The following is a 15,045-nucleotide window of genomic DNA, read 5'->3' on the forward strand; positions in this document are numbered from 1 at the left end:
AAAACCTTAACCTGTGATCCGGTTACTCGTCAGCGATGCTTGCCGGTGGCCAGTTTTCCAGGCGCATACCCAGAGACAGTCCACGGGAAGCCAGCACGTCTTTAATCTCGGTAAGAGATTTTTTACCCAAGTTAGGCGTCTTAAGAAGCTCAACCTCGGTACGCTGTACCAGATCACCGATATAGTGGATAGCTTCTGCCTTGAGGCAGTTAGCAGAGCGGACAGTCAATTCCAGATCGTCAACAGGGCGCAGCAGGATCGGATCGAATTCTGGTTTCTCTTCTTTCACTTCCGGTTGACGTACATCACGTAAATCAACGAAAGCTTCCAGTTGTTCAGCCAGGATGGTTGCCGCACGACGAATCGCCTCTTCAGGATCGATTGTGCCGTTGGTTTCCATTTCGATGACCAGCTTGTCCAGGTCGGTACGCTGTTCTACACGCGCTGCTTCAACATTGTAGGCAATACGCTCTACAGGGCTGTAGCAGGCGTCGACCAGCAGACGGCCGATTGGGCGCTCATCTTCTTCCGAATGAATTCGGGTAGAAGCCGGCACATAACCACGACCGCGCTGAACTTTGATACGCATACTAATAGACGCGTTTTCATCGGTCAGGTGGCAGATCACGTGCTGCGGCTTGACGATTTCGACATCCCCATCATGGGTGATATCGGCTGCAGTCACAGGGCCAATGCCAGATTTATTCAGGGTAAGAATAACTTCATCTTTACCCTGAACTCTCACCGCCAGCCCTTTCAGGTTGAGCAGGATTTCCAGGATGTCTTCCTGAACGCCTTCTTTGGTGCTGTACTCATGTAGTACACCATCAATCTCAACCTCGGTCACCGCGCAACCCGGCATCGATGAGAGCAGAATACGGCGCAGTGCGTTACCCAGAGTATGGCCGAAGCCACGCTCTAAAGGCTCAAGGGTCACCTTGGCGTGCGTCGAACTCACTTGCTCGATATCTACCAGGCGCGGTTTTAGAAACTCTGTCACAGAACCCTGCATTGTGTCCTCTCTTTGGTACTAAGCTTTACTTGGAGTAAAGCTCGACGATCAGGTGTTCGTTAATGTCCGCAGACAGATCAGAACGCTCAGGCTTACGCTTGTACGTACCTTCCATCTTGCCAGCATCAACTTCCAGCCAGGTTGGCTTTTCACGCTGCTCAGCCAGCTCCAGAGCGGCTTTCACGCGAGACTGCTTCTTCGCTTTCTCACGAATGCTAACAACGTCATTCGGACTAACCTGATAAGAAGCGATGTTAACAACACGACCGTTTACCATAATTGCTTTATGGCTAACCAGCTGACGTGCTTCTGCACGAGTGGCGCCGAAGCCCATACGGTATACAACGTTGTCCAGACGACCTTCCAGCAGAGCCAACAGGTTTTCACCGGTGTTGCCTTTCAGACGTGCTGCTTCTTTGTAGTAGTTACGGAACTGACGCTCCAGCACACCGTAAATGCGGCGAACTTTTTGCTTTTCACGCAACTGCACACCATAGTCAGACAGACGCGGCTTACGCGCACCGTGCTGGCCAGGAGCTTGTTCAATTTTACACTTGGTATCGATCGCGCGAACGCCAGACTTAAGGAATAAGTCGGTGCCCTCACGACGGCTCAGCTTGAGCTTAGGACCCAAATATCTTGCCATTTTCTTTCTCCAACTAACCTGGAAAACGAAGCGTTATACGCGACGTTTTTTCGGCGGACGACAACCGTTATGAGGGATCGGAGTCACATCAGTAATATTAGTGATGCGGAAACCAGCGGCGTTCAGAGCACGAATAGTAGATTCGCGGCCTGGACCCGGACCTTTAACCATAACTTCCAGATTCTTGATACCGTATTCTTTCACGGCGTCAGCGCAACGCTCTGCTGCAACCTGAGCTGCAAACGGAGTGGATTTGCGAGAACCACGGAAACCGGAACCACCGGCTGTTGCCCAACCCAGCGCATTACCCTGACGATCGGTAATAGTCACGATGGTGTTGTTGAAAGAAGCATGGATATGAGCCACGCCGTCAGAGACTTGTTTTCTTACACGTTTACGTGCGCGAACTGGTGCCTTTGCCATTATTCAATCACCCCGATTATTTCTTGATCGGTTTGCGCGGACCCTTACGGGTACGAGCGTTGGTCTTGGTACGCTGACCGCGAACCGGGAGACCACGACGATGACGCAAACCGCGATAGCAACCAAGATCCATCAGGCGCTTGATGCTCATGCTGATTTCACGGCGCAGATCACCTTCAACGACAAATTTGGCAACTTCGTCACGCAGCGTGTCGATTTGTTCTTCAGACAGCTCACTGATCTTAACATTTTCAGCGATACCCGCTGCAGCCAGGATGGCTTTAGAACGGGTCTTGCCGACACCGTAGATCGAAGTTAACGCGATCACGGCGTGTTTCTGATCAGGAATGTTAATGCCTGCTATACGGGCCACTATGCACTCCTACTATTTAATATGTACGTACCATGCTGAAAAGCCCGTTTTCAGGATACTCAAATGGAAACGTACAGACATACAAAAGATTGGCTGGCTAATCTAGCCAGCTCAACCCAACTTTGCAAGAAAAATATGCGAAAAAATCAGCCTTGGCGCTGTTTATGCTTCGGCTCGGCACTGCAAATCACACGGATGACACCATCACGCTTAACGATTTTGCAGTTACGGCATAATTTCTTGACGGAAGCACGAACTTTCATTTTTACTCTCCGTAACTTCTCAGGCGACCAATTAACGGCCGTAGCCTTTCAGGTTCGCCTTCTTCAATGCAGACTCATACTGACTGGACATCATCAGAGTTTGCACTTGAGCCATAAAGTCCATAATCACGACAACAACGATAAGCAGTGAGGTCCCACCGAAGTAGAACGGCACTTTCATTGCATCACGCATGAACTCCGGGATCAGGCAGATAAAGGTAATATACAGCGCACCAACCAGGGTCAGGCGGGTCATTACTTTATCGATATACTTCGCCGTTTGCTCTCCCGGACGAATTCCTGGTACAAATGCACCGGACTTCTTCAGGTTATCTGCTGTTTCACGCGGGTTGAAAACCAACGCCGTGTAGAAGAAACAGAAGAAGATGATTGCAGACGCATAGAGTAACACATAAAGCGGTTGCCCAGGCTGCAAATACAGCGAAATTGTTGTCAGCCAGTTCCAACCAGTACCGCCCCCGAACCATGACGCGATGGTCGCCGGGAACAGAATAATACTGGAAGCGAAGATTGCCGGGATTACCCCCGCCATATTCACTTTCAGCGGTAAATGTGTGCTCTGTGCAGCATAGACACGACGACCTTGCTGACGTTTGGCGTAGTTTACCACAATACGGCGTTGACCACGTTCAACGAATACTACAAAGAACGTCACTGCAAATACTAATACTGCAACCAACAGCAACACGAGGAAGTGCAGGTCGCCTTGACGCGCTTGCTCGATAGTATGGGCAATGGCTGGCGGGAGTCCCGCAACGATACCAGCGAAGATGATGATTGAGATACCGTTACCGATACCGCGCTCAGTAATCTGTTCGCCGAGCCACATCAGGAACATGGTTCCTGTAACCAGACTGACAACAGCGGTGAAATAGAATGCAAAGCCTGGATTCATCACCAGGCCCTGCATACCAGGCATATTCGGCAAACCGGTAGCAATACCGATCGACTGGAATATCGCCAGCACCAGAGTACCGTAACGGGTGTACTGGCTGATCTTACGACGACCAGACTCCCCTTCTTTCTTAATTTCTGCCAGCGTTGGATGAACCACCGTCAACAGCTGGATAATGATCGACGCCGAAATATACGGCATGATCCCCAGGGCAAAGATAGAAGCACGGCTGAGAGCACCACCAGAGAACATGTTAAACATTTCAATGATGGTGCCTCGCTGTTGCTCAAGCAGTTTGGCAAGTACAGCGGCATCAATACCAGGGATCGGAATAAAAGAGCCAATACGGAACACAATCAGCGCGCCGATAACAAACAGCAGTCTGCGTTTCAGCTCACCTAAGCCACCTTTGGCACTTTGAAAATCTAATCCCGGTTGTTTAGCCATCTGCTACTTATTCCTCGATTTTACCGCCAGCAGCTTCGATAGCAGCACGAGCGCCTTTAGTAACACGCAGGCCACGAACAGTTACCGGAGTAGTGACTTCGCCAGCCAGGATCACTTTCGCGAACTCGATCTGGATACCGATAATGTTTGCCGCTTTCAGCGTGTTCAGGTCTACAACGCCGCCTTCTACTTTCGCCAGGTCAGACAGACGAACTTCGGCTGTAATCGCTGCTTTGCGAGAAGTGAAGCCGAATTTCGGCAGACGACGGTACAGAGGCATCTGACCACCCTCGAAACCGCGACGTACGCCACCGCCAGAACGAGACTTCTGACCTTTGTGACCACGACCACCGGTTTTACCGAGGCCAGAACCGATACCACGACCCAGGCGTTTACCCGCCTTTTTGGAGCCTTCGGCCGGAGACAGAGTATTTAAACGCATCTCTTACTCCTCAACTTTAACCATGAAGGAAACCGCGTTGACCATACCACGAACAGCAGGAGTATCCTCGCGCTCTACGGTGTGACCAATACGACGCAGACCCAGGCCAAGCAGCGTTGCCTTGTGTTTCGGCAGACGACCGATTGCACTGCGGGTTTGAGTAATTTTAATAGTCTTTGCCATGGTTTATTTCCCCAGAATTTCTTCAACGGATTTACCACGCTTGGCAGCGACCATTTCTGGAGAATTCATATTTTCCAGGCCATCAATAGTTGCACGAACCACGTTGATCGGGTTGGTGGAACCGTATGCTTTAGCCAGAACGTTATGAACCCCAGCAACTTCCAGAACGGCGCGCATTGCACCACCGGCGATGATACCGGTACCTTCGGAAGCTGGCTGCATGAATACACGAGACCCCGTGTGAACACCTTTAACCGGGTGCTGCAGGGTGCCGTTGTTCAGCGCGACGTTAATCATATTGCGACGGGCTTTTTCCATCGCTTTCTGGATCGCTGCTGGAACTTCACGCGCTTTACCGTAACCAAAACCTACGCGACCGTTACCATCGCCTACTACAGTCAGAGCTGTGAAGGAGAAAATACGACCACCTTTAACGGTTTTAGATACGCGGTTTACCGCGATCAGCTTTTCCTGCAGTTCGCCAGCTTGTTTTTCGATGTGAGCCATCTTACACCTCTACCTTAGAACTGAAGGCCAGCTTCACGGGCAGCATCTGCCAGTGCCTGGACACGACCATGATATTGGAACCCGGAACGGTCAAAGGACACATCTTTGATGCCTTTTTCCAGAGCGCGTTCAGCGACAGCTTTACCCACAGCTGCAGCCGCGTCTTTGTTACCGGTGTACTTCAGTTGTTCAGCGATAGCTTTTTCTACAGTAGAAGCAGCTACCAGAACTTCAGAACCGTTCGGTGCAATTACCTGTGCGTAAATATGACGCGGGGTACGATGTACCACCAGGCGAGTTGCGCCCAGCTCTTTGAGCTTGCGGCGTGCGCGGGTCGCACGACGGATACGAGCAGATTTCTTATCCATAGTGTTACCTTACTTCTTCTTAGCCTCTTTGGTACGCACGACTTCGTCGGCGTAACGAACACCCTTGCCTTTGTAAGGCTCAGGACGACGGTAGGCGCGCAGATCTGCTGCAACCTGACCGATCACCTGCTTATCAGCGCCTTTCAGCACGATTTCAGTTTGAGTCGGACATTCAGCAGTGATACCTGCCGGCAGCTGATGGTCAACCGGGTGAGAGAAACCTAAAGACAGGTTTACTACATTCCCTTTGACCGCTGCACGATAACCTACACCAACCAGCTGCAGCTTCTTAGTGAAGCCTTCGGTAACACCGATAACCATTGAGTTCAGCAGGGCACGCGCGGTACCAGCCTGTGCCCAACCGTCTGCGTAACCATCACGCGGACCGAAGGTCAGTGCATTATCTGCATGTTTAACTTCAACAGCATCGTTGAGAGTACGAGTCAGCTCGCCGTTTTTACCTTTGATCGTAATAACCTGACCGTTGATTTTGACATCAACGCCGGCAGGAACAACGACCGGTGCTTTAGCAACACGAGACATTTTTTCCTCCGATTAGGCTACGTAGCAGATAATTTCGCCACCAAGACCAGCCTGGCGCGCTGCACGATCAGTCATAACACCTTTAGAGGTAGAAACAACTGCGATACCCAGACCGGCCATAACTTTCGGCAGCTCATCTTTACGTTTGTAGATGCGCAGACCTGGGCGGCTGACACGCTGAATGCTTTCTACAACAGCTTTACCCTGGAAATACTTAAGAGTCAGTTCCAGTTCCGGCTTGGTGTCGCCTTCAACTTTAAAATCTTCAATAAAACCTTCTTCCTTCAGCACGTTGGCAATTGCCACTTTCAGCTTGGAGGAAGGCATGGTGACCGCAGCTTTGTTCGCGGCCTGACCGTTACGGATACGGGTCAGCATATCCGCGATCGGATCTTGCATGCTCATCTGTCTTTACTCCCGTGATTCAATTGGTGACAATTACCAGCTAGCCTTTTTCAGACCCGGAATTTCACCGCGCATAGCGGCTTCACGGACCTTAATACGGCTCAACCCGAACTTCCGCAGGAAAGCGTGCGGACGACCAGTTTGACGGCAGCGGTTACGCTGACGTGACGGGCTGGAATCACGCGGCAGAGTCTGCAGCTTAAGAACCGCATTCCAACGATCTTCGTCGGTTGCGTTCACATCAGAGATGATCGCTTTCAGTTCAGCGCGTTTCGCGAAGTATTTATCAGCTAAAGCTACGCGTTTTACTTCGCGTGCTTTCATTGATTGCTTAGCCATTTAGTAACCCTACCTTACTTGCGGAACGGGAAGTCAAAGGCAGCCAGCAGAGCACGGCCTTCTTCGTCAGATTTCGCAGTAGTGGTAATGGTAATATCCAAACCACGAACGCGGTCGACTTTATCGTAGTCGATTTCTGGGAAGATGATCTGCTCACGGACACCCATGCTGTAGTTACCACGACCGTCGAATGACTTAGCGGACAAGCCACGGAAGTCACGGATACGAGGAACAGCAATAGTGATCAGGCGCTCAAAGAACTCCCACATGCGTTCGCCACGCAGAGTTACTTTACAGCCGATCGGATAGCCCTGACGGATTTTGAAGCCTGCAACAGATTTGCGTGCTTTGGTGATCAACGGTTTTTGACCGGAGATTGCTGTCAGGTCTGCTGCTGCGTTATCCAGCAGTTTCTTGTCAGCGATCGCTTCACCAACACCCATGTTCAGGGTGATCTTCTCGACCCGAGGGACTTGCATGACAGAATTGTAGTTAAACTCAGTCATGAGTTTGTTAACTACTTCGTCTTTGTAGTAATCATGCAGTTTCGCCATCGTACTACTCCAAATTACTTGATAGTTTCGCTGTTAGACTTGAAGAAACGGACTTTTTTGCCGTCTTCGAATCTAAAGCCTACACGGTCAGCCTTGCCGGTTGCCGCATTGAAGATTGCAACGTTAGAAACCTGAATTGCAGCTTCTTTTTCAACGATGCCGCCCGGTTGGTTCAGAGCCGGAACCGGCTTCTGGTGTTTCTTAACCAGGTTGATACCTTCAACAATGACCTTGCCGGAAGACAGGACATTCTTAACTTTACCGCGTTTACCTTTATCTTTACCGGTTAACACGATAACTTCGTCATCACGACGGATTTTCGCTGCCATGATTCGCTCCTTAGAGTACTTCTGGTGCCAGAGAGATAATTTTCATGAACTTCTCGTTACGAAGTTCACGAGTTACCGGCCCAAAAATACGCGTACCGATAGGCTGCTCGCTGTTATTGTTTAAAATAACGCATGCATTACCATCGAAGCGAATGACAGAACCGTCCGGGCGACGAACACCCTTCTTGGTGCGCACCACTACCGCCTTCAGCACATCACCTTTTTTGACCTTACCACGCGGAATCGCTTCTTTGATGGTGATCTTAATGATGTCGCCTACGCCTGCGTAGCGACGGTGCGAGCCACCCAGAACCTTGATACACATTACGCGACGTGCACCGGAGTTGTCGGCGACGTTCAGCATAGTCTGTTCTTGGATCATTTTAGTGCTCCGCTAATGTCAACTACTACTGAGACCCGAAAATCAGGTCGTTAAAAAAACCCCATATCGAGGGCGCGGCATTATAACACCGCAAATCAGATATGGGTAGAAAAAATAAACGGCCCATCGCTGAGCCGTTTATTCGTTGAGAATGCGTACTGTATTACAGAACCGCTTTCTCTACAACGCGAACCAGAGTCCAGGATTTGGTCTTGGACAGCGGACGGCATTCGCGGATTTCAACCACGTCGCCGATACCGCATTCGTTGTTCTCGTCATGTACGTGCATTTTGGTCGTACGCTTGATGAATTTACCGTAGATCGGGTGTTTCACAAAACGTTCGATAGCAACAACAATGGATTTCTCCATTTTGTCGCTAACCACGCGACCTTGCAGAGTACGGATTTTATCGGTCATTACGCACCCGCCTTCTCAGTCAGTAAAGTCTTAACGCGTGCGACATCACGACGCACTTGCTTCAACAGGTGAGACTGTTGCAGCTGGCCACTTGCAGCCTGCATACGCAGGTTGAACTGCTCACGCAGCAGGTTCAGTAGCTCGGTGTTCAGCTCTTCAACGCTCTTCTCACGCAGCTCTTTTGCTTTCATTACATCACCGTCTTAGTTACAAAGGTGGTTTTAATCGGCAGTTTCGCTGCTGCCAGCTTGAATGCTTCACGGGCCAGCTCTTCCGGTACGCCGTCCATTTCATACAGGACTTTACCCGGCTGAATCAAGGCAACCCAATACTCCACGTTACCTTTACCTTTACCCATACGCACTGCCAGCGGCTTTTCAGTGATCGGTTTGTCCGGGAATACACGGATCCAGATCTTACCTTGACGCTTAACTGCACGGGTCATAGCACGACGTGCTGCTTCGATCTGACGGGCAGTCAGACGACCACGGCCAACAGCTTTCAGGCCGAAGCTGCCGAAGCTAACATCCGCGCCTGCAGCCAGACCACGGTTGCGGCCTTTGTGCATTTTACGGAATTTTGTACGCTTTGGTTGTAACATCAGCGACGCTCCTTATTTACGGCCTTTACGCTGCTGCTTTTTCGGTTGAGCAGCCGGTTTTTCCGGTTGTTCAACAGCAGCCATACCACCCAGGATCTCGCCTTTGAAGATCCACACTTTAACGCCGATTACACCATAAGTGGTGTGCGCTTCAGAGGTGTTGTAGTCGATGTCAGCACGCAGAGTGTGCAGCGGTACGCGACCTTCGCGGTACCATTCGGTACGTGCGATTTCCGCGCCGCCCAGACGGCCGCTAACTTCAACTTTGATACCTTTAGCGCCCAGACGCATGGCGTTCTGTACAGCACGCTTCATCGCACGACGGAACATAACGCGACGTTCCAGCTGAGAAGTGATGCTGTCAGCAACCAGTTTAGCGTCCAGTTCAGGTTTACGAACTTCGGCGATGTTGATCTGTGCAGGAACGCCAGCGATATCCGCTACGACCTTACGCAGTTTTTCTACGTCTTCACCTTTTTTACCGATAACGATACCCGGGCGAGCGGTGTGAATAGTCACACGGATGCTCTTAGCCGGACGCTCGATAACGATACGAGATACAGACGCTTTAGCCAGTTCCTTCGTCAGGTACTGACGTACTTTAAAATCGCTGTCCAGGTTGTCAGCGAATTCTTTGGTGTTCGCAAACCAGGTAGAGTTCCATGGTTTTACAATACCCAGGCGAATACCATTAGGATGTACTTTCTGACCCATTGCTAGTCTCCAGAGTCTCAGCGATCGGACACAACCACAGTGATGTGGCTGGTGCGCTTCAGGATGCGATCTGCACGACCTTTTGCACGCGGCATAATGCGCTTCATGCTCGGGCCTTCGTCTACGAAAATTTTCGTAACTTTCAGATCGTCAATGTCAGCGCCATCGTTGTGTTCAGCGTTAGCAATGGCAGATTCCAGAACTTTCTTGACCAGTACAGCCGCTTTCTTGTTGGTGTAGGTCAGAATATCCAGAGCCTGCGACACTTTCTTACCGCGAATCAGGTCAGCAACAAGGCGAACCTTCTGAGCAGAAGAACGAGCATGGCGATGTTTAGCGATAGTTTCCATCTCTTCCTCCTACCTTATTTCTTCTTCGCTTTTTTATCAGCAGCGTGGCCGCGATAAGTACGAGTCGGTGCGAATTCACCCAGTTTGTGACCGACCATTTCGTCGGAAACAAATACCGGAACGTGCTGACGACCATTATGGACAGCGATGGTCAAACCGATCATGTTAGGAAAGATCGTTGAACGACGGGACCAGGTGCGCAGGGGCTTCTTGTCTCCGCTTTCCACCGCTTTCTCTACCTTCTTCAGCAAGTGCAGGTCAATAAAAGGACCTTTCTTGAGAGAACGTGGCATGGCTTATCCTCTAAAATTATTTGCTACGGCGACGTACGATGAATTTATCAGTACGCTTGTTGCTGCGGGTCTTCTTACCTTTGGTCTGAACGCCCCACGGAGTTACCGGGTGCTTACCAAAGTTACGACCTTCACCACCACCATGTGGGTGGTCTACTGGGTTCATCGCAGTACCGCGAACGGTAGGACGAACGCCACGCCAGCGTGCAGCACCTGCTTTACCCAGAACGCGCAGCATATGCTCAGCATTGCCAACTTCGCCCAGGGTTGCACGGCAGTCTGCTTCGACTTTACGCATTTCACCAGAACGCAGACGCAGGGTGACATAAGCGCCATCGCGAGCAACGATCTGAACGTAAGTACCAGCGGAACGTGCCAGCTGACCGCCTTTACCTGGTTTCATTTCTACGTTATGAACGGTAGAACCAACCGGGATATTGCGCATCGGCAGGGTGTTGCCTGCTTTGATTGCAGCATCAACGCCAGACTGAATCTGGTCGCCAGCTTTCAGGCCTTTCGGGGCCAGGATGTAACGGCGTTCGCCGTCTTTGTACAGAACCAGCGCGATGTTCGCGGAACGGTTCGGATCGTACTCAAGACGTTCAACAACTGCCGGGATACCGTCTTTGTTGCGTTTGAAGTCAACAATACGATAAGCCTGTTTGTGACCACCACCGATATGACGAGTGGTGATACGGCCATTGTTGTTACGACCACCGGATTTGCTGTTTTTTTCAACCAGCGGAGCAAAAGGTTTGCCCTTGTGCAGCTCTGGGTTGACCACTTTAACGACGTGGCGACGACCCGGAGATGTCGGTTTACATTTAACAACTGCCATTGTATTACTCCTCCGACTTACTCAGCGCCGCCGACGAAGTCCAGATTCTGGCCTTCTTTCAGGGTGACGTAAGCTTTTTTCCAGTCGCTACGACGACCGATACGCTGTCCGTGACGTTTAACTTTCCCTTTAACGACCAGGGTGTTAACGACTTCGACTTCGACTTCAAACAGTTTCTGCACAGCAGCTTTGATTTCTGCTTTGGTCGCGTCTTTAGCAACTTTGAGAACGATGGTGTTGGTTTTTTCCATCGCAGTAGACGCTTTTTCAGAAACGTGCGGTGCGCGCAGCACCTTCAGCAGACGTTCTTCACGAATCATGCCAGCATCTCCTCAACTTGCTTAACAGCATCAGCAGTCATTACGACTTTGTCGAAGGCGATCAGGCTAACCGGGTCGATACCAGTCGCATCGCGTACGTCAACCTTGTGCAGGTTACGTGCGGCCAGGAACAGGTTCTCGTCCAGCTCACCGGTGATGATCAGCACATCTTCCAGAGCCATGTCTTTCAGTTTCTGTGCCAGCAGCTTAGTTTTCGGCGCTTCTACAGAGAACTTCTCGACAACGATCAGACGATCCTGACGTACCAGTTCGGACAGGATGCTTTTCAGCGCGCCGCGGTACATCTTCTTGTTAACTTTTTGACTGTGGTCCTGCGGACGAGCAGCGAAGGTCACGCCACCGGAACGCCAGATCGGGCTCTTGATAGAACCTGAACGCGCACGGCCAGTGCCTTTCTGGCGCCACGGTTTTTTACCGGAACCAGTTACTTCAGCACGAGTCTTCTGAGCACGAGTACCCTGACGAGCACCAGCTGCATAAGCAACAACAACCTGGTGAACCAGCGCTTCGTTGAAATCACGACCGAAGGTAGTTTCGGAAACAGTCAGCGCGCTCTGCGCGTCTTTCAATACTAATTCCATTGCTATCCCCTTACGCCTTCACAGCTGGTTTAACGATCAGGTCGCAACCGGTTGCACCCGGAACACCACCCTTAACCAGCAGCAGGTTGCGCTCAGCGTCAACGCGTACTACGTCAAGGCTCTGAACGGTTACACGCTCATTACCCATCTGACCTGCCATTTTCTTGCCTTTGAACACTTTGCCCGGAGTCTGGTTCTGACCGATAGAACCCGGAACGCGGTGAGACAAGGAGTTACCGTGAGTAGCGTCCTGGGTACGGAAGTTCCAGCGCTTAACGGTACCAGCGAAACCTTTACCTTTAGAGGTACCGGTTACGTCAACTTTTTTAACGTCAGCAAACAGTTCAACGCTGATGCTCTGACCTACGGTGTATTCTTCGCCTTCAGCCAGACGGAATTCCCACAGACCACGGCCAGCTTCTACGCCAGCTTTAGCAAAGTGACCCGCTTCCGGCTTGGTGACACGGTTAGCTTTTTTAGCACCCGTAGTAACCTGAACAGCGCGGTAGCCATCGTTAGCCAGGTCTTTAACCTGAGTAACACGGTTTGCTTCAACTTCGATTACGGTTACTGGGATAGAGACGCCATCTTCAGTGAAGATGCGGGTCATACCCACTTTTTTACCGACTAAACCAATCATTGTATCAACCTCTCAATCGCTCGATGACCTGATTAACCCAGGCTGATCTGCACGTCTACACCGGCAGCCAGGTCCAGACGCATCAGAGCATCAACGGTTTTCTCGGTTGGCTCAACGATGTCAACCAGACGCTTGTGAGTGCGAATTTCGTACTGATCGCGCGCATCTTTGTTAACGTGCGGAGAGATCAGAACGGTAAAGCGCTCTTTGCGGGTCGGCAGCGGGATCGGACCGCGAACCTGCGCACCAGTGCGCTTGGCAGTCTCGACGATTTCCGCGGTTGATTGATCGATCAGACGATGATCAAACGCTTTCAGGCGGATACGGATTCTTTGGTTCTGCATGAGACCAGAGCTCCAATTATTTTATAAACGAAAATGATTACTCCTCACACCCATTACGATTGATGGGAGAGTGTAACCGTTCTTACGTAGCTCCCCGATTGGGAGCATTGTTAAATAGCCAAATCGGCTATTCGAGGTTCAAATCGAACCTGCCGTCAATTACGACAAGCCCGCGCATTATACGTAAATCTCAGCCTGACGCAAGTGTCGGATAGAAATTAAGCGCTTTATTCTTATGCGAGCATGATTCCAGATGGTACGCATGGAATGGCAACGCGCATCTTTTCTTTGGAAGGCATCAGGCAAACCTGGCAATACGTCGTTGCCGCTGTCGCATAAATCTACAAAGGTGAGCACAAGCCTTGACGAGGATTTGCTTATGTTTGTTGCCCTCCCCTTTCTCATTTTTTATGCGTCGTTCTCTTTATTACTTGGCATATACGACGCGCGTACCGGTCTGCTACCTGACCGGTTTACTTGTCCATTGCTGTGGGGTGGTCTGCTTTATCACCAGATTTGCCTGCCGGAGCGTTTACCGGATGCGCTTTGGGGCGCTATCGCCGGCTATGGCGGATTCGCGTTAATTTACTGGGGCTATCGCCTGCGTTATCAGAAAGAGGGGCTTGGATATGGCGACGTCAAGTACCTCGCTGCCTTAGGGGCGTGGCATTGTTGGGAAACACTGCCGTTACTGGTTTTCCTTGCCGCTATGTTGGCCTGTGGCGGGTTTGGCGTCGCGCTACTGGTGAGAGGTAAATCGGCATTAATAAACCCGCTACCTTTTGGGCCATGGCTGGCGGTGGCGGGTTTCATAACAGGTTGGAAAGTTTTCTTTCCAGACGGTTAATCGGTAACCTTAATTTGTGATTGCAGATAATTTTGCATACCAAGTTTGGCAATCAAATCCAACTCAGTTTCCAGCCAGTCGATGTGGCCTTCCTCGTCGGCAAGAATTTCAATCATCATATCCCGGCTGACATAATCATGAACGCTATCGGCATAGGCTATTGCCTCACGTAGATCTTTTGCGCCTTCCAGTTCGAGCCGGAGATCCGATCGTAGCATCTCTTCGACATCTTCACCGATGCCCAGCTTGCCCAGATCCTGTAGGTTCGGTATGCCTTCCAGAAATAAAATACGCTCAATATACTTATCGGCGTGTTTCATCTCATCAATGGATTCATGGTACTCAACATCATTAAGCCGGGTCAGCCCCCAGTTTTTGAACATACGGGCATGAAGAAAATACTGATTAATTGCGACAAGCTCATTTCCCAATAGTTTATTGAGATAATTTATGATTTTAACATCACCTTTCATTTTATAGTCCCTCCGCTTCCACTCTCTAGAGCGTAGATGGGGCTACAGGGATGTCAAAAAAAAGAGTGTGACTCAGGCGATCTCTTTAAATTCCGGCATTTGCGTTAACTCATCCTGCATCACTTCTCGCGCGGCGCGAATACACTTACCACATTGATTTCCCACAGGAATAAATTTACGCAACTGTTGAAATGACTGCGGATGAAATTGTCGTACAGCCTGGCGGATTTTTTTATCGCTTATACCATTACACAAACAAACGTACATGATCGCTCCCGTTCAATTTCCGCACAAAGTGTAAATGAGAATGGTTATGATTACAATAGCACAAAGCGATTTACGCCACGGGAGAAGCGTTAAAAAAGGCTAATAAATATAACAGCGGCTAAATAGCAGTGACTAGTCCTGATATAGGTTGACAGTTTTTTGTCTGTAAAACGCCTGATGAACATCATCGGGCGTTTTGTATTTCA

General features: G+C 50.3%; 30 protein-coding genes. 1 reads left to right on the forward strand and 29 read right to left on the reverse strand.

Annotated features, from left to right (window positions below; all coding sequences use genetic code 11):
• Positions 1 to 22: 22 nt before the first annotated feature.
• From ACLJTG_RS23315 to rpsJ, 27 genes are all read right to left on the reverse strand, one after another.
• On the reverse strand, positions 23 to 1,012 hold the full coding sequence (locus ACLJTG_RS23315; RefSeq protein WP_001162094.1) for a DNA-directed RNA polymerase subunit alpha: 990 nt from the start codon (positions 1,010 to 1,012) through the stop codon (positions 23 to 25).
• A gap of 25 nt (positions 1,013 to 1,037) precedes the next feature.
• The gene (gene rpsD / locus ACLJTG_RS23320; protein WP_000135226.1) at positions 1,038 to 1,658 is read right to left on the reverse strand and encodes a 30S ribosomal protein S4; all 621 of its coding nucleotides are present in this window, start codon (positions 1,656 to 1,658) and stop codon (positions 1,038 to 1,040) included.
• A 33-nt stretch (positions 1,659 to 1,691) separates the two neighbouring features.
• Positions 1,692 to 2,081 carry a 30S ribosomal protein S11 gene (rpsK, locus tag ACLJTG_RS23325; RefSeq protein ID WP_001029758.1) on the reverse strand — a complete coding sequence of 130 codons (390 nt, stop codon included), beginning with the start codon at positions 2,079 to 2,081 and terminating at the stop codon, positions 1,692 to 1,694.
• Between the two features lie 16 nt (positions 2,082 to 2,097).
• The gene (gene rpsM, locus ACLJTG_RS23330) at positions 2,098 to 2,454 is read right to left on the reverse strand and encodes a 30S ribosomal protein S13 (RefSeq protein ID WP_000090780.1); all 357 of its coding nucleotides are present in this window, start codon (positions 2,452 to 2,454) and stop codon (positions 2,098 to 2,100) included.
• Between the two features lie 146 nt (positions 2,455 to 2,600).
• Positions 2,601 to 2,717 (reverse strand): 50S ribosomal protein L36, encoded by a 117-nt coding sequence (rpmJ, locus tag ACLJTG_RS23335; RefSeq protein ID WP_000868187.1) that lies wholly within the window; start codon positions 2,715 to 2,717, stop codon positions 2,601 to 2,603.
• A gap of 31 nt (positions 2,718 to 2,748) precedes the next feature.
• Positions 2,749 to 4,080: a preprotein translocase subunit SecY gene (gene secY / locus ACLJTG_RS23340; protein ID WP_001118864.1), complete on the reverse strand. Its 1,332-nt coding sequence runs from the start codon at positions 4,078 to 4,080 to the stop codon at positions 2,749 to 2,751.
• A 7-nt stretch (positions 4,081 to 4,087) separates the two neighbouring features.
• Positions 4,088 to 4,522: a 50S ribosomal protein L15 gene (gene rplO, locus ACLJTG_RS23345; RefSeq protein ID WP_001238917.1), complete on the reverse strand. Its 435-nt coding sequence runs from the start codon at positions 4,520 to 4,522 to the stop codon at positions 4,088 to 4,090.
• 3 nt (positions 4,523 to 4,525) lie between these two features.
• On the reverse strand, positions 4,526 to 4,705 hold the full coding sequence (gene rpmD / locus ACLJTG_RS23350; RefSeq protein WP_001140434.1) for a 50S ribosomal protein L30: 180 nt from the start codon (positions 4,703 to 4,705) through the stop codon (positions 4,526 to 4,528).
• A 3-nt stretch (positions 4,706 to 4,708) separates the two neighbouring features.
• Positions 4,709 to 5,212 (reverse strand): 30S ribosomal protein S5, encoded by a 504-nt coding sequence (gene rpsE, locus ACLJTG_RS23355; RefSeq protein ID WP_000940121.1) that lies wholly within the window; start codon positions 5,210 to 5,212, stop codon positions 4,709 to 4,711.
• Positions 5,213 to 5,226: 14 nt separating this feature from the next.
• On the reverse strand, positions 5,227 to 5,580 hold the full coding sequence (gene rplR, locus ACLJTG_RS23360; RefSeq protein ID WP_000358956.1) for a 50S ribosomal protein L18: 354 nt from the start codon (positions 5,578 to 5,580) through the stop codon (positions 5,227 to 5,229).
• A gap of 9 nt (positions 5,581 to 5,589) precedes the next feature.
• Complete coding sequence (gene rplF / locus ACLJTG_RS23365; RefSeq protein WP_000091939.1) at positions 5,590 to 6,123, reverse strand: 50S ribosomal protein L6; 534 nt, start codon at positions 6,121 to 6,123, stop codon at positions 5,590 to 5,592.
• Positions 6,124 to 6,135: 12 nt separating this feature from the next.
• A complete protein-coding gene (gene rpsH / locus ACLJTG_RS23370; RefSeq protein ID WP_000062611.1) occupies positions 6,136 to 6,528 on the reverse strand; it encodes a 30S ribosomal protein S8 in 393 nt (130 codons plus the stop codon).
• A 33-nt stretch (positions 6,529 to 6,561) separates the two neighbouring features.
• Positions 6,562 to 6,867 carry a 30S ribosomal protein S14 gene (rpsN, locus tag ACLJTG_RS23375; protein ID WP_001118932.1) on the reverse strand — a complete coding sequence of 102 codons (306 nt, stop codon included), beginning with the start codon at positions 6,865 to 6,867 and terminating at the stop codon, positions 6,562 to 6,564.
• A gap of 14 nt (positions 6,868 to 6,881) precedes the next feature.
• Positions 6,882 to 7,421, reverse strand: coding sequence for a 50S ribosomal protein L5 (rplE, locus tag ACLJTG_RS23380; RefSeq protein WP_001096206.1), 540 nt, complete (start codon positions 7,419 to 7,421; stop codon positions 6,882 to 6,884).
• A 14-nt stretch (positions 7,422 to 7,435) separates the two neighbouring features.
• Entirely contained in the window at positions 7,436 to 7,750 is a 315-nt protein-coding gene (gene rplX / locus ACLJTG_RS23385; protein ID WP_000729185.1) for a 50S ribosomal protein L24, read from the reverse strand.
• 10 nt (positions 7,751 to 7,760) lie between these two features.
• Complete coding sequence (gene rplN, locus ACLJTG_RS23390; protein ID WP_000613954.1) at positions 7,761 to 8,132, reverse strand: 50S ribosomal protein L14; 372 nt, start codon at positions 8,130 to 8,132, stop codon at positions 7,761 to 7,763.
• A gap of 163 nt (positions 8,133 to 8,295) precedes the next feature.
• Positions 8,296 to 8,550: a 30S ribosomal protein S17 gene (gene rpsQ, locus ACLJTG_RS23395; RefSeq protein WP_000130101.1), complete on the reverse strand. Its 255-nt coding sequence runs from the start codon at positions 8,548 to 8,550 to the stop codon at positions 8,296 to 8,298.
• The gene (gene rpmC / locus ACLJTG_RS23400; RefSeq protein WP_000644742.1) at positions 8,550 to 8,741 is read right to left on the reverse strand and encodes a 50S ribosomal protein L29; all 192 of its coding nucleotides are present in this window, start codon (positions 8,739 to 8,741) and stop codon (positions 8,550 to 8,552) included. The genes rpsQ and rpmC overlap by 1 nt, the downstream gene beginning before the upstream one ends.
• Positions 8,741 to 9,151 (reverse strand): 50S ribosomal protein L16, encoded by a 411-nt coding sequence (rplP, locus tag ACLJTG_RS23405; RefSeq protein ID WP_000941208.1) that lies wholly within the window; start codon positions 9,149 to 9,151, stop codon positions 8,741 to 8,743. Before rplP ends, rpmC begins: the two co-directional genes overlap by 1 nt.
• Before the next feature lie 12 nt (positions 9,152 to 9,163).
• On the reverse strand, positions 9,164 to 9,865 hold the full coding sequence (gene rpsC / locus ACLJTG_RS23410; RefSeq protein ID WP_000529945.1) for a 30S ribosomal protein S3: 702 nt from the start codon (positions 9,863 to 9,865) through the stop codon (positions 9,164 to 9,166).
• Between the two features lie 17 nt (positions 9,866 to 9,882).
• A complete protein-coding gene (gene rplV, locus ACLJTG_RS23415; RefSeq protein ID WP_000447529.1) occupies positions 9,883 to 10,215 on the reverse strand; it encodes a 50S ribosomal protein L22 in 333 nt (110 codons plus the stop codon).
• A 14-nt stretch (positions 10,216 to 10,229) separates the two neighbouring features.
• Positions 10,230 to 10,508, reverse strand: a complete 279-nt coding sequence (rpsS, locus tag ACLJTG_RS23420; protein ID WP_001138115.1) for a 30S ribosomal protein S19 — start codon at positions 10,506 to 10,508, stop codon at positions 10,230 to 10,232.
• A 16-nt stretch (positions 10,509 to 10,524) separates the two neighbouring features.
• Positions 10,525 to 11,346, reverse strand: coding sequence for a 50S ribosomal protein L2 (rplB, locus tag ACLJTG_RS23425; protein ID WP_000301869.1), 822 nt, complete (start codon positions 11,344 to 11,346; stop codon positions 10,525 to 10,527).
• Between the two features lie 17 nt (positions 11,347 to 11,363).
• Positions 11,364 to 11,666: a 50S ribosomal protein L23 gene (gene rplW / locus ACLJTG_RS23430; RefSeq protein WP_000617546.1), complete on the reverse strand. Its 303-nt coding sequence runs from the start codon at positions 11,664 to 11,666 to the stop codon at positions 11,364 to 11,366.
• A complete protein-coding gene (gene rplD / locus ACLJTG_RS23435; RefSeq protein WP_000424395.1) occupies positions 11,663 to 12,268 on the reverse strand; it encodes a 50S ribosomal protein L4 in 606 nt (201 codons plus the stop codon). The genes rplW and rplD overlap by 4 nt, the downstream gene beginning before the upstream one ends.
• 10 nt (positions 12,269 to 12,278) lie before the next feature.
• On the reverse strand, positions 12,279 to 12,908 hold the full coding sequence (gene rplC, locus ACLJTG_RS23440; protein WP_000579838.1) for a 50S ribosomal protein L3: 630 nt from the start codon (positions 12,906 to 12,908) through the stop codon (positions 12,279 to 12,281).
• Positions 12,909 to 12,940: 32 nt separating this feature from the next.
• Complete coding sequence (gene rpsJ, locus ACLJTG_RS23445; RefSeq protein WP_001181005.1) at positions 12,941 to 13,252, reverse strand: 30S ribosomal protein S10; 312 nt, start codon at positions 13,250 to 13,252, stop codon at positions 12,941 to 12,943.
• 379 nt (positions 13,253 to 13,631) lie between these two features.
• On the opposite strand from rpsJ, the gene hopD reads away from it, so the two are divergent.
• Positions 13,632 to 14,099, forward strand: a complete 468-nt coding sequence (hopD, locus tag ACLJTG_RS23450) for a prepilin peptidase (protein WP_000495848.1) — start codon at positions 13,632 to 13,634, stop codon at positions 14,097 to 14,099.
• Here hopD and bfr read toward each other — a convergent pair.
• Together bfr and bfd are read right to left on the reverse strand one after the other, a co-directional pair.
• Positions 14,096 to 14,572, reverse strand: coding sequence for a bacterioferritin (gene bfr / locus ACLJTG_RS23455; RefSeq protein ID WP_000675530.1), 477 nt, complete (start codon positions 14,570 to 14,572; stop codon positions 14,096 to 14,098). The genes hopD and bfr overlap by 4 nt on opposite strands.
• Positions 14,573 to 14,644: 72 nt before the next feature.
• Positions 14,645 to 14,839: a bacterioferritin-associated ferredoxin gene (gene bfd, locus ACLJTG_RS23460; protein WP_000289082.1), complete on the reverse strand. Its 195-nt coding sequence runs from the start codon at positions 14,837 to 14,839 to the stop codon at positions 14,645 to 14,647.
• Positions 14,840 to 15,045: the final 206 nt, after the last annotated feature.

This window comes from Salmonella sp. SAL00672 (genome assembly GCF_046552175.1).
Lineage (GTDB): Bacteria > Pseudomonadota > Gammaproteobacteria > Enterobacterales > Enterobacteriaceae > Salmonella > Salmonella enterica.

Excerpts from the sequence above, each read along its gene's own strand:
- rplR (WP_000358956.1), bottom strand. The coding sequence starts at position 5,580 with ATGGATAAGAAATCTGCTCGTATCCGTCGTGCGACCCGCGCACGCCGC.
- rpmJ (WP_000868187.1), bottom strand. The coding sequence starts at position 2,717 with ATGAAAGTTCGTGCTTCCGTCAAGAAATTATGCCGTAACTGCAAAATC.
- rplF (WP_000091939.1), bottom strand. The coding sequence starts at position 6,123 with ATGTCTCGTGTTGCTAAAGCACCGGTCGTTGTTCCTGCCGGCGTTGAT.
- ACLJTG_RS23315 (WP_001162094.1), bottom strand. The coding sequence starts at position 1,012 with ATGCAGGGTTCTGTGACAGAGTTTCTAAAACCGCGCCTGGTAGATATC.
- rplC (WP_000579838.1), bottom strand. The coding sequence starts at position 12,908 with ATGATTGGTTTAGTCGGTAAAAAAGTGGGTATGACCCGCATCTTCACT.
- rplD (WP_000424395.1), bottom strand. The coding sequence starts at position 12,268 with ATGGAATTAGTATTGAAAGACGCGCAGAGCGCGCTGACTGTTTCCGAA.
- rplN (WP_000613954.1), bottom strand. The coding sequence starts at position 8,132 with ATGATCCAAGAACAGACTATGCTGAACGTCGCCGACAACTCCGGTGCA.
- rplB (WP_000301869.1), bottom strand. The coding sequence starts at position 11,346 with ATGGCAGTTGTTAAATGTAAACCGACATCTCCGGGTCGTCGCCACGTC.
- rpsE (WP_000940121.1), bottom strand. The coding sequence starts at position 5,212 with ATGGCTCACATCGAAAAACAAGCTGGCGAACTGCAGGAAAAGCTGATC.
- rpsS (WP_001138115.1), bottom strand. The coding sequence starts at position 10,508 with ATGCCACGTTCTCTCAAGAAAGGTCCTTTTATTGACCTGCACTTGCTG.
- rplV (WP_000447529.1), bottom strand. The coding sequence starts at position 10,215 with ATGGAAACTATCGCTAAACATCGCCATGCTCGTTCTTCTGCTCAGAAG.
- rplX (WP_000729185.1), bottom strand. The coding sequence starts at position 7,750 with ATGGCAGCGAAAATCCGTCGTGATGACGAAGTTATCGTGTTAACCGGT.
- rplE (WP_001096206.1), bottom strand. The coding sequence starts at position 7,421 with ATGGCGAAACTGCATGATTACTACAAAGACGAAGTAGTTAACAAACTC.
- rpmD (WP_001140434.1), bottom strand. The coding sequence starts at position 4,705 with ATGGCAAAGACTATTAAAATTACTCAAACCCGCAGTGCAATCGGTCGT.
- rpsK (WP_001029758.1), bottom strand. The coding sequence starts at position 2,081 with ATGGCAAAGGCACCAGTTCGCGCACGTAAACGTGTAAGAAAACAAGTC.
- rpsN (WP_001118932.1), bottom strand. The coding sequence starts at position 6,867 with ATGGCTAAGCAATCAATGAAAGCACGCGAAGTAAAACGCGTAGCTTTA.
- hopD (WP_000495848.1), top strand. The coding sequence starts at position 13,632 with ATGTTTGTTGCCCTCCCCTTTCTCATTTTTTATGCGTCGTTCTCTTTA.
- rpsJ (WP_001181005.1), bottom strand. The coding sequence starts at position 13,252 with ATGCAGAACCAAAGAATCCGTATCCGCCTGAAAGCGTTTGATCATCGT.
- rplP (WP_000941208.1), bottom strand. The coding sequence starts at position 9,151 with ATGTTACAACCAAAGCGTACAAAATTCCGTAAAATGCACAAAGGCCGC.
- bfd (WP_000289082.1), bottom strand. The coding sequence starts at position 14,839 with ATGTACGTTTGTTTGTGTAATGGTATAAGCGATAAAAAAATCCGCCAG.
- rpsD (WP_000135226.1), bottom strand. The coding sequence starts at position 1,658 with ATGGCAAGATATTTGGGTCCTAAGCTCAAGCTGAGCCGTCGTGAGGGC.
- rplO (WP_001238917.1), bottom strand. The coding sequence starts at position 4,522 with ATGCGTTTAAATACTCTGTCTCCGGCCGAAGGCTCCAAAAAGGCGGGT.
- rpsH (WP_000062611.1), bottom strand. The coding sequence starts at position 6,528 with ATGAGCATGCAAGATCCGATCGCGGATATGCTGACCCGTATCCGTAAC.
- rplW (WP_000617546.1), bottom strand. The coding sequence starts at position 11,666 with ATGATTCGTGAAGAACGTCTGCTGAAGGTGCTGCGCGCACCGCACGTT.
- rpsC (WP_000529945.1), bottom strand. The coding sequence starts at position 9,865 with ATGGGTCAGAAAGTACATCCTAATGGTATTCGCCTGGGTATTGTAAAA.
- bfr (WP_000675530.1), bottom strand. The coding sequence starts at position 14,572 with ATGAAAGGTGATGTTAAAATCATAAATTATCTCAATAAACTATTGGGA.
- rpmC (WP_000644742.1), bottom strand. The coding sequence starts at position 8,741 with ATGAAAGCAAAAGAGCTGCGTGAGAAGAGCGTTGAAGAGCTGAACACC.
- secY (WP_001118864.1), bottom strand. The coding sequence starts at position 4,080 with ATGGCTAAACAACCGGGATTAGATTTTCAAAGTGCCAAAGGTGGCTTA.
- rpsQ (WP_000130101.1), bottom strand. The coding sequence starts at position 8,550 with ATGACCGATAAAATCCGTACTCTGCAAGGTCGCGTGGTTAGCGACAAA.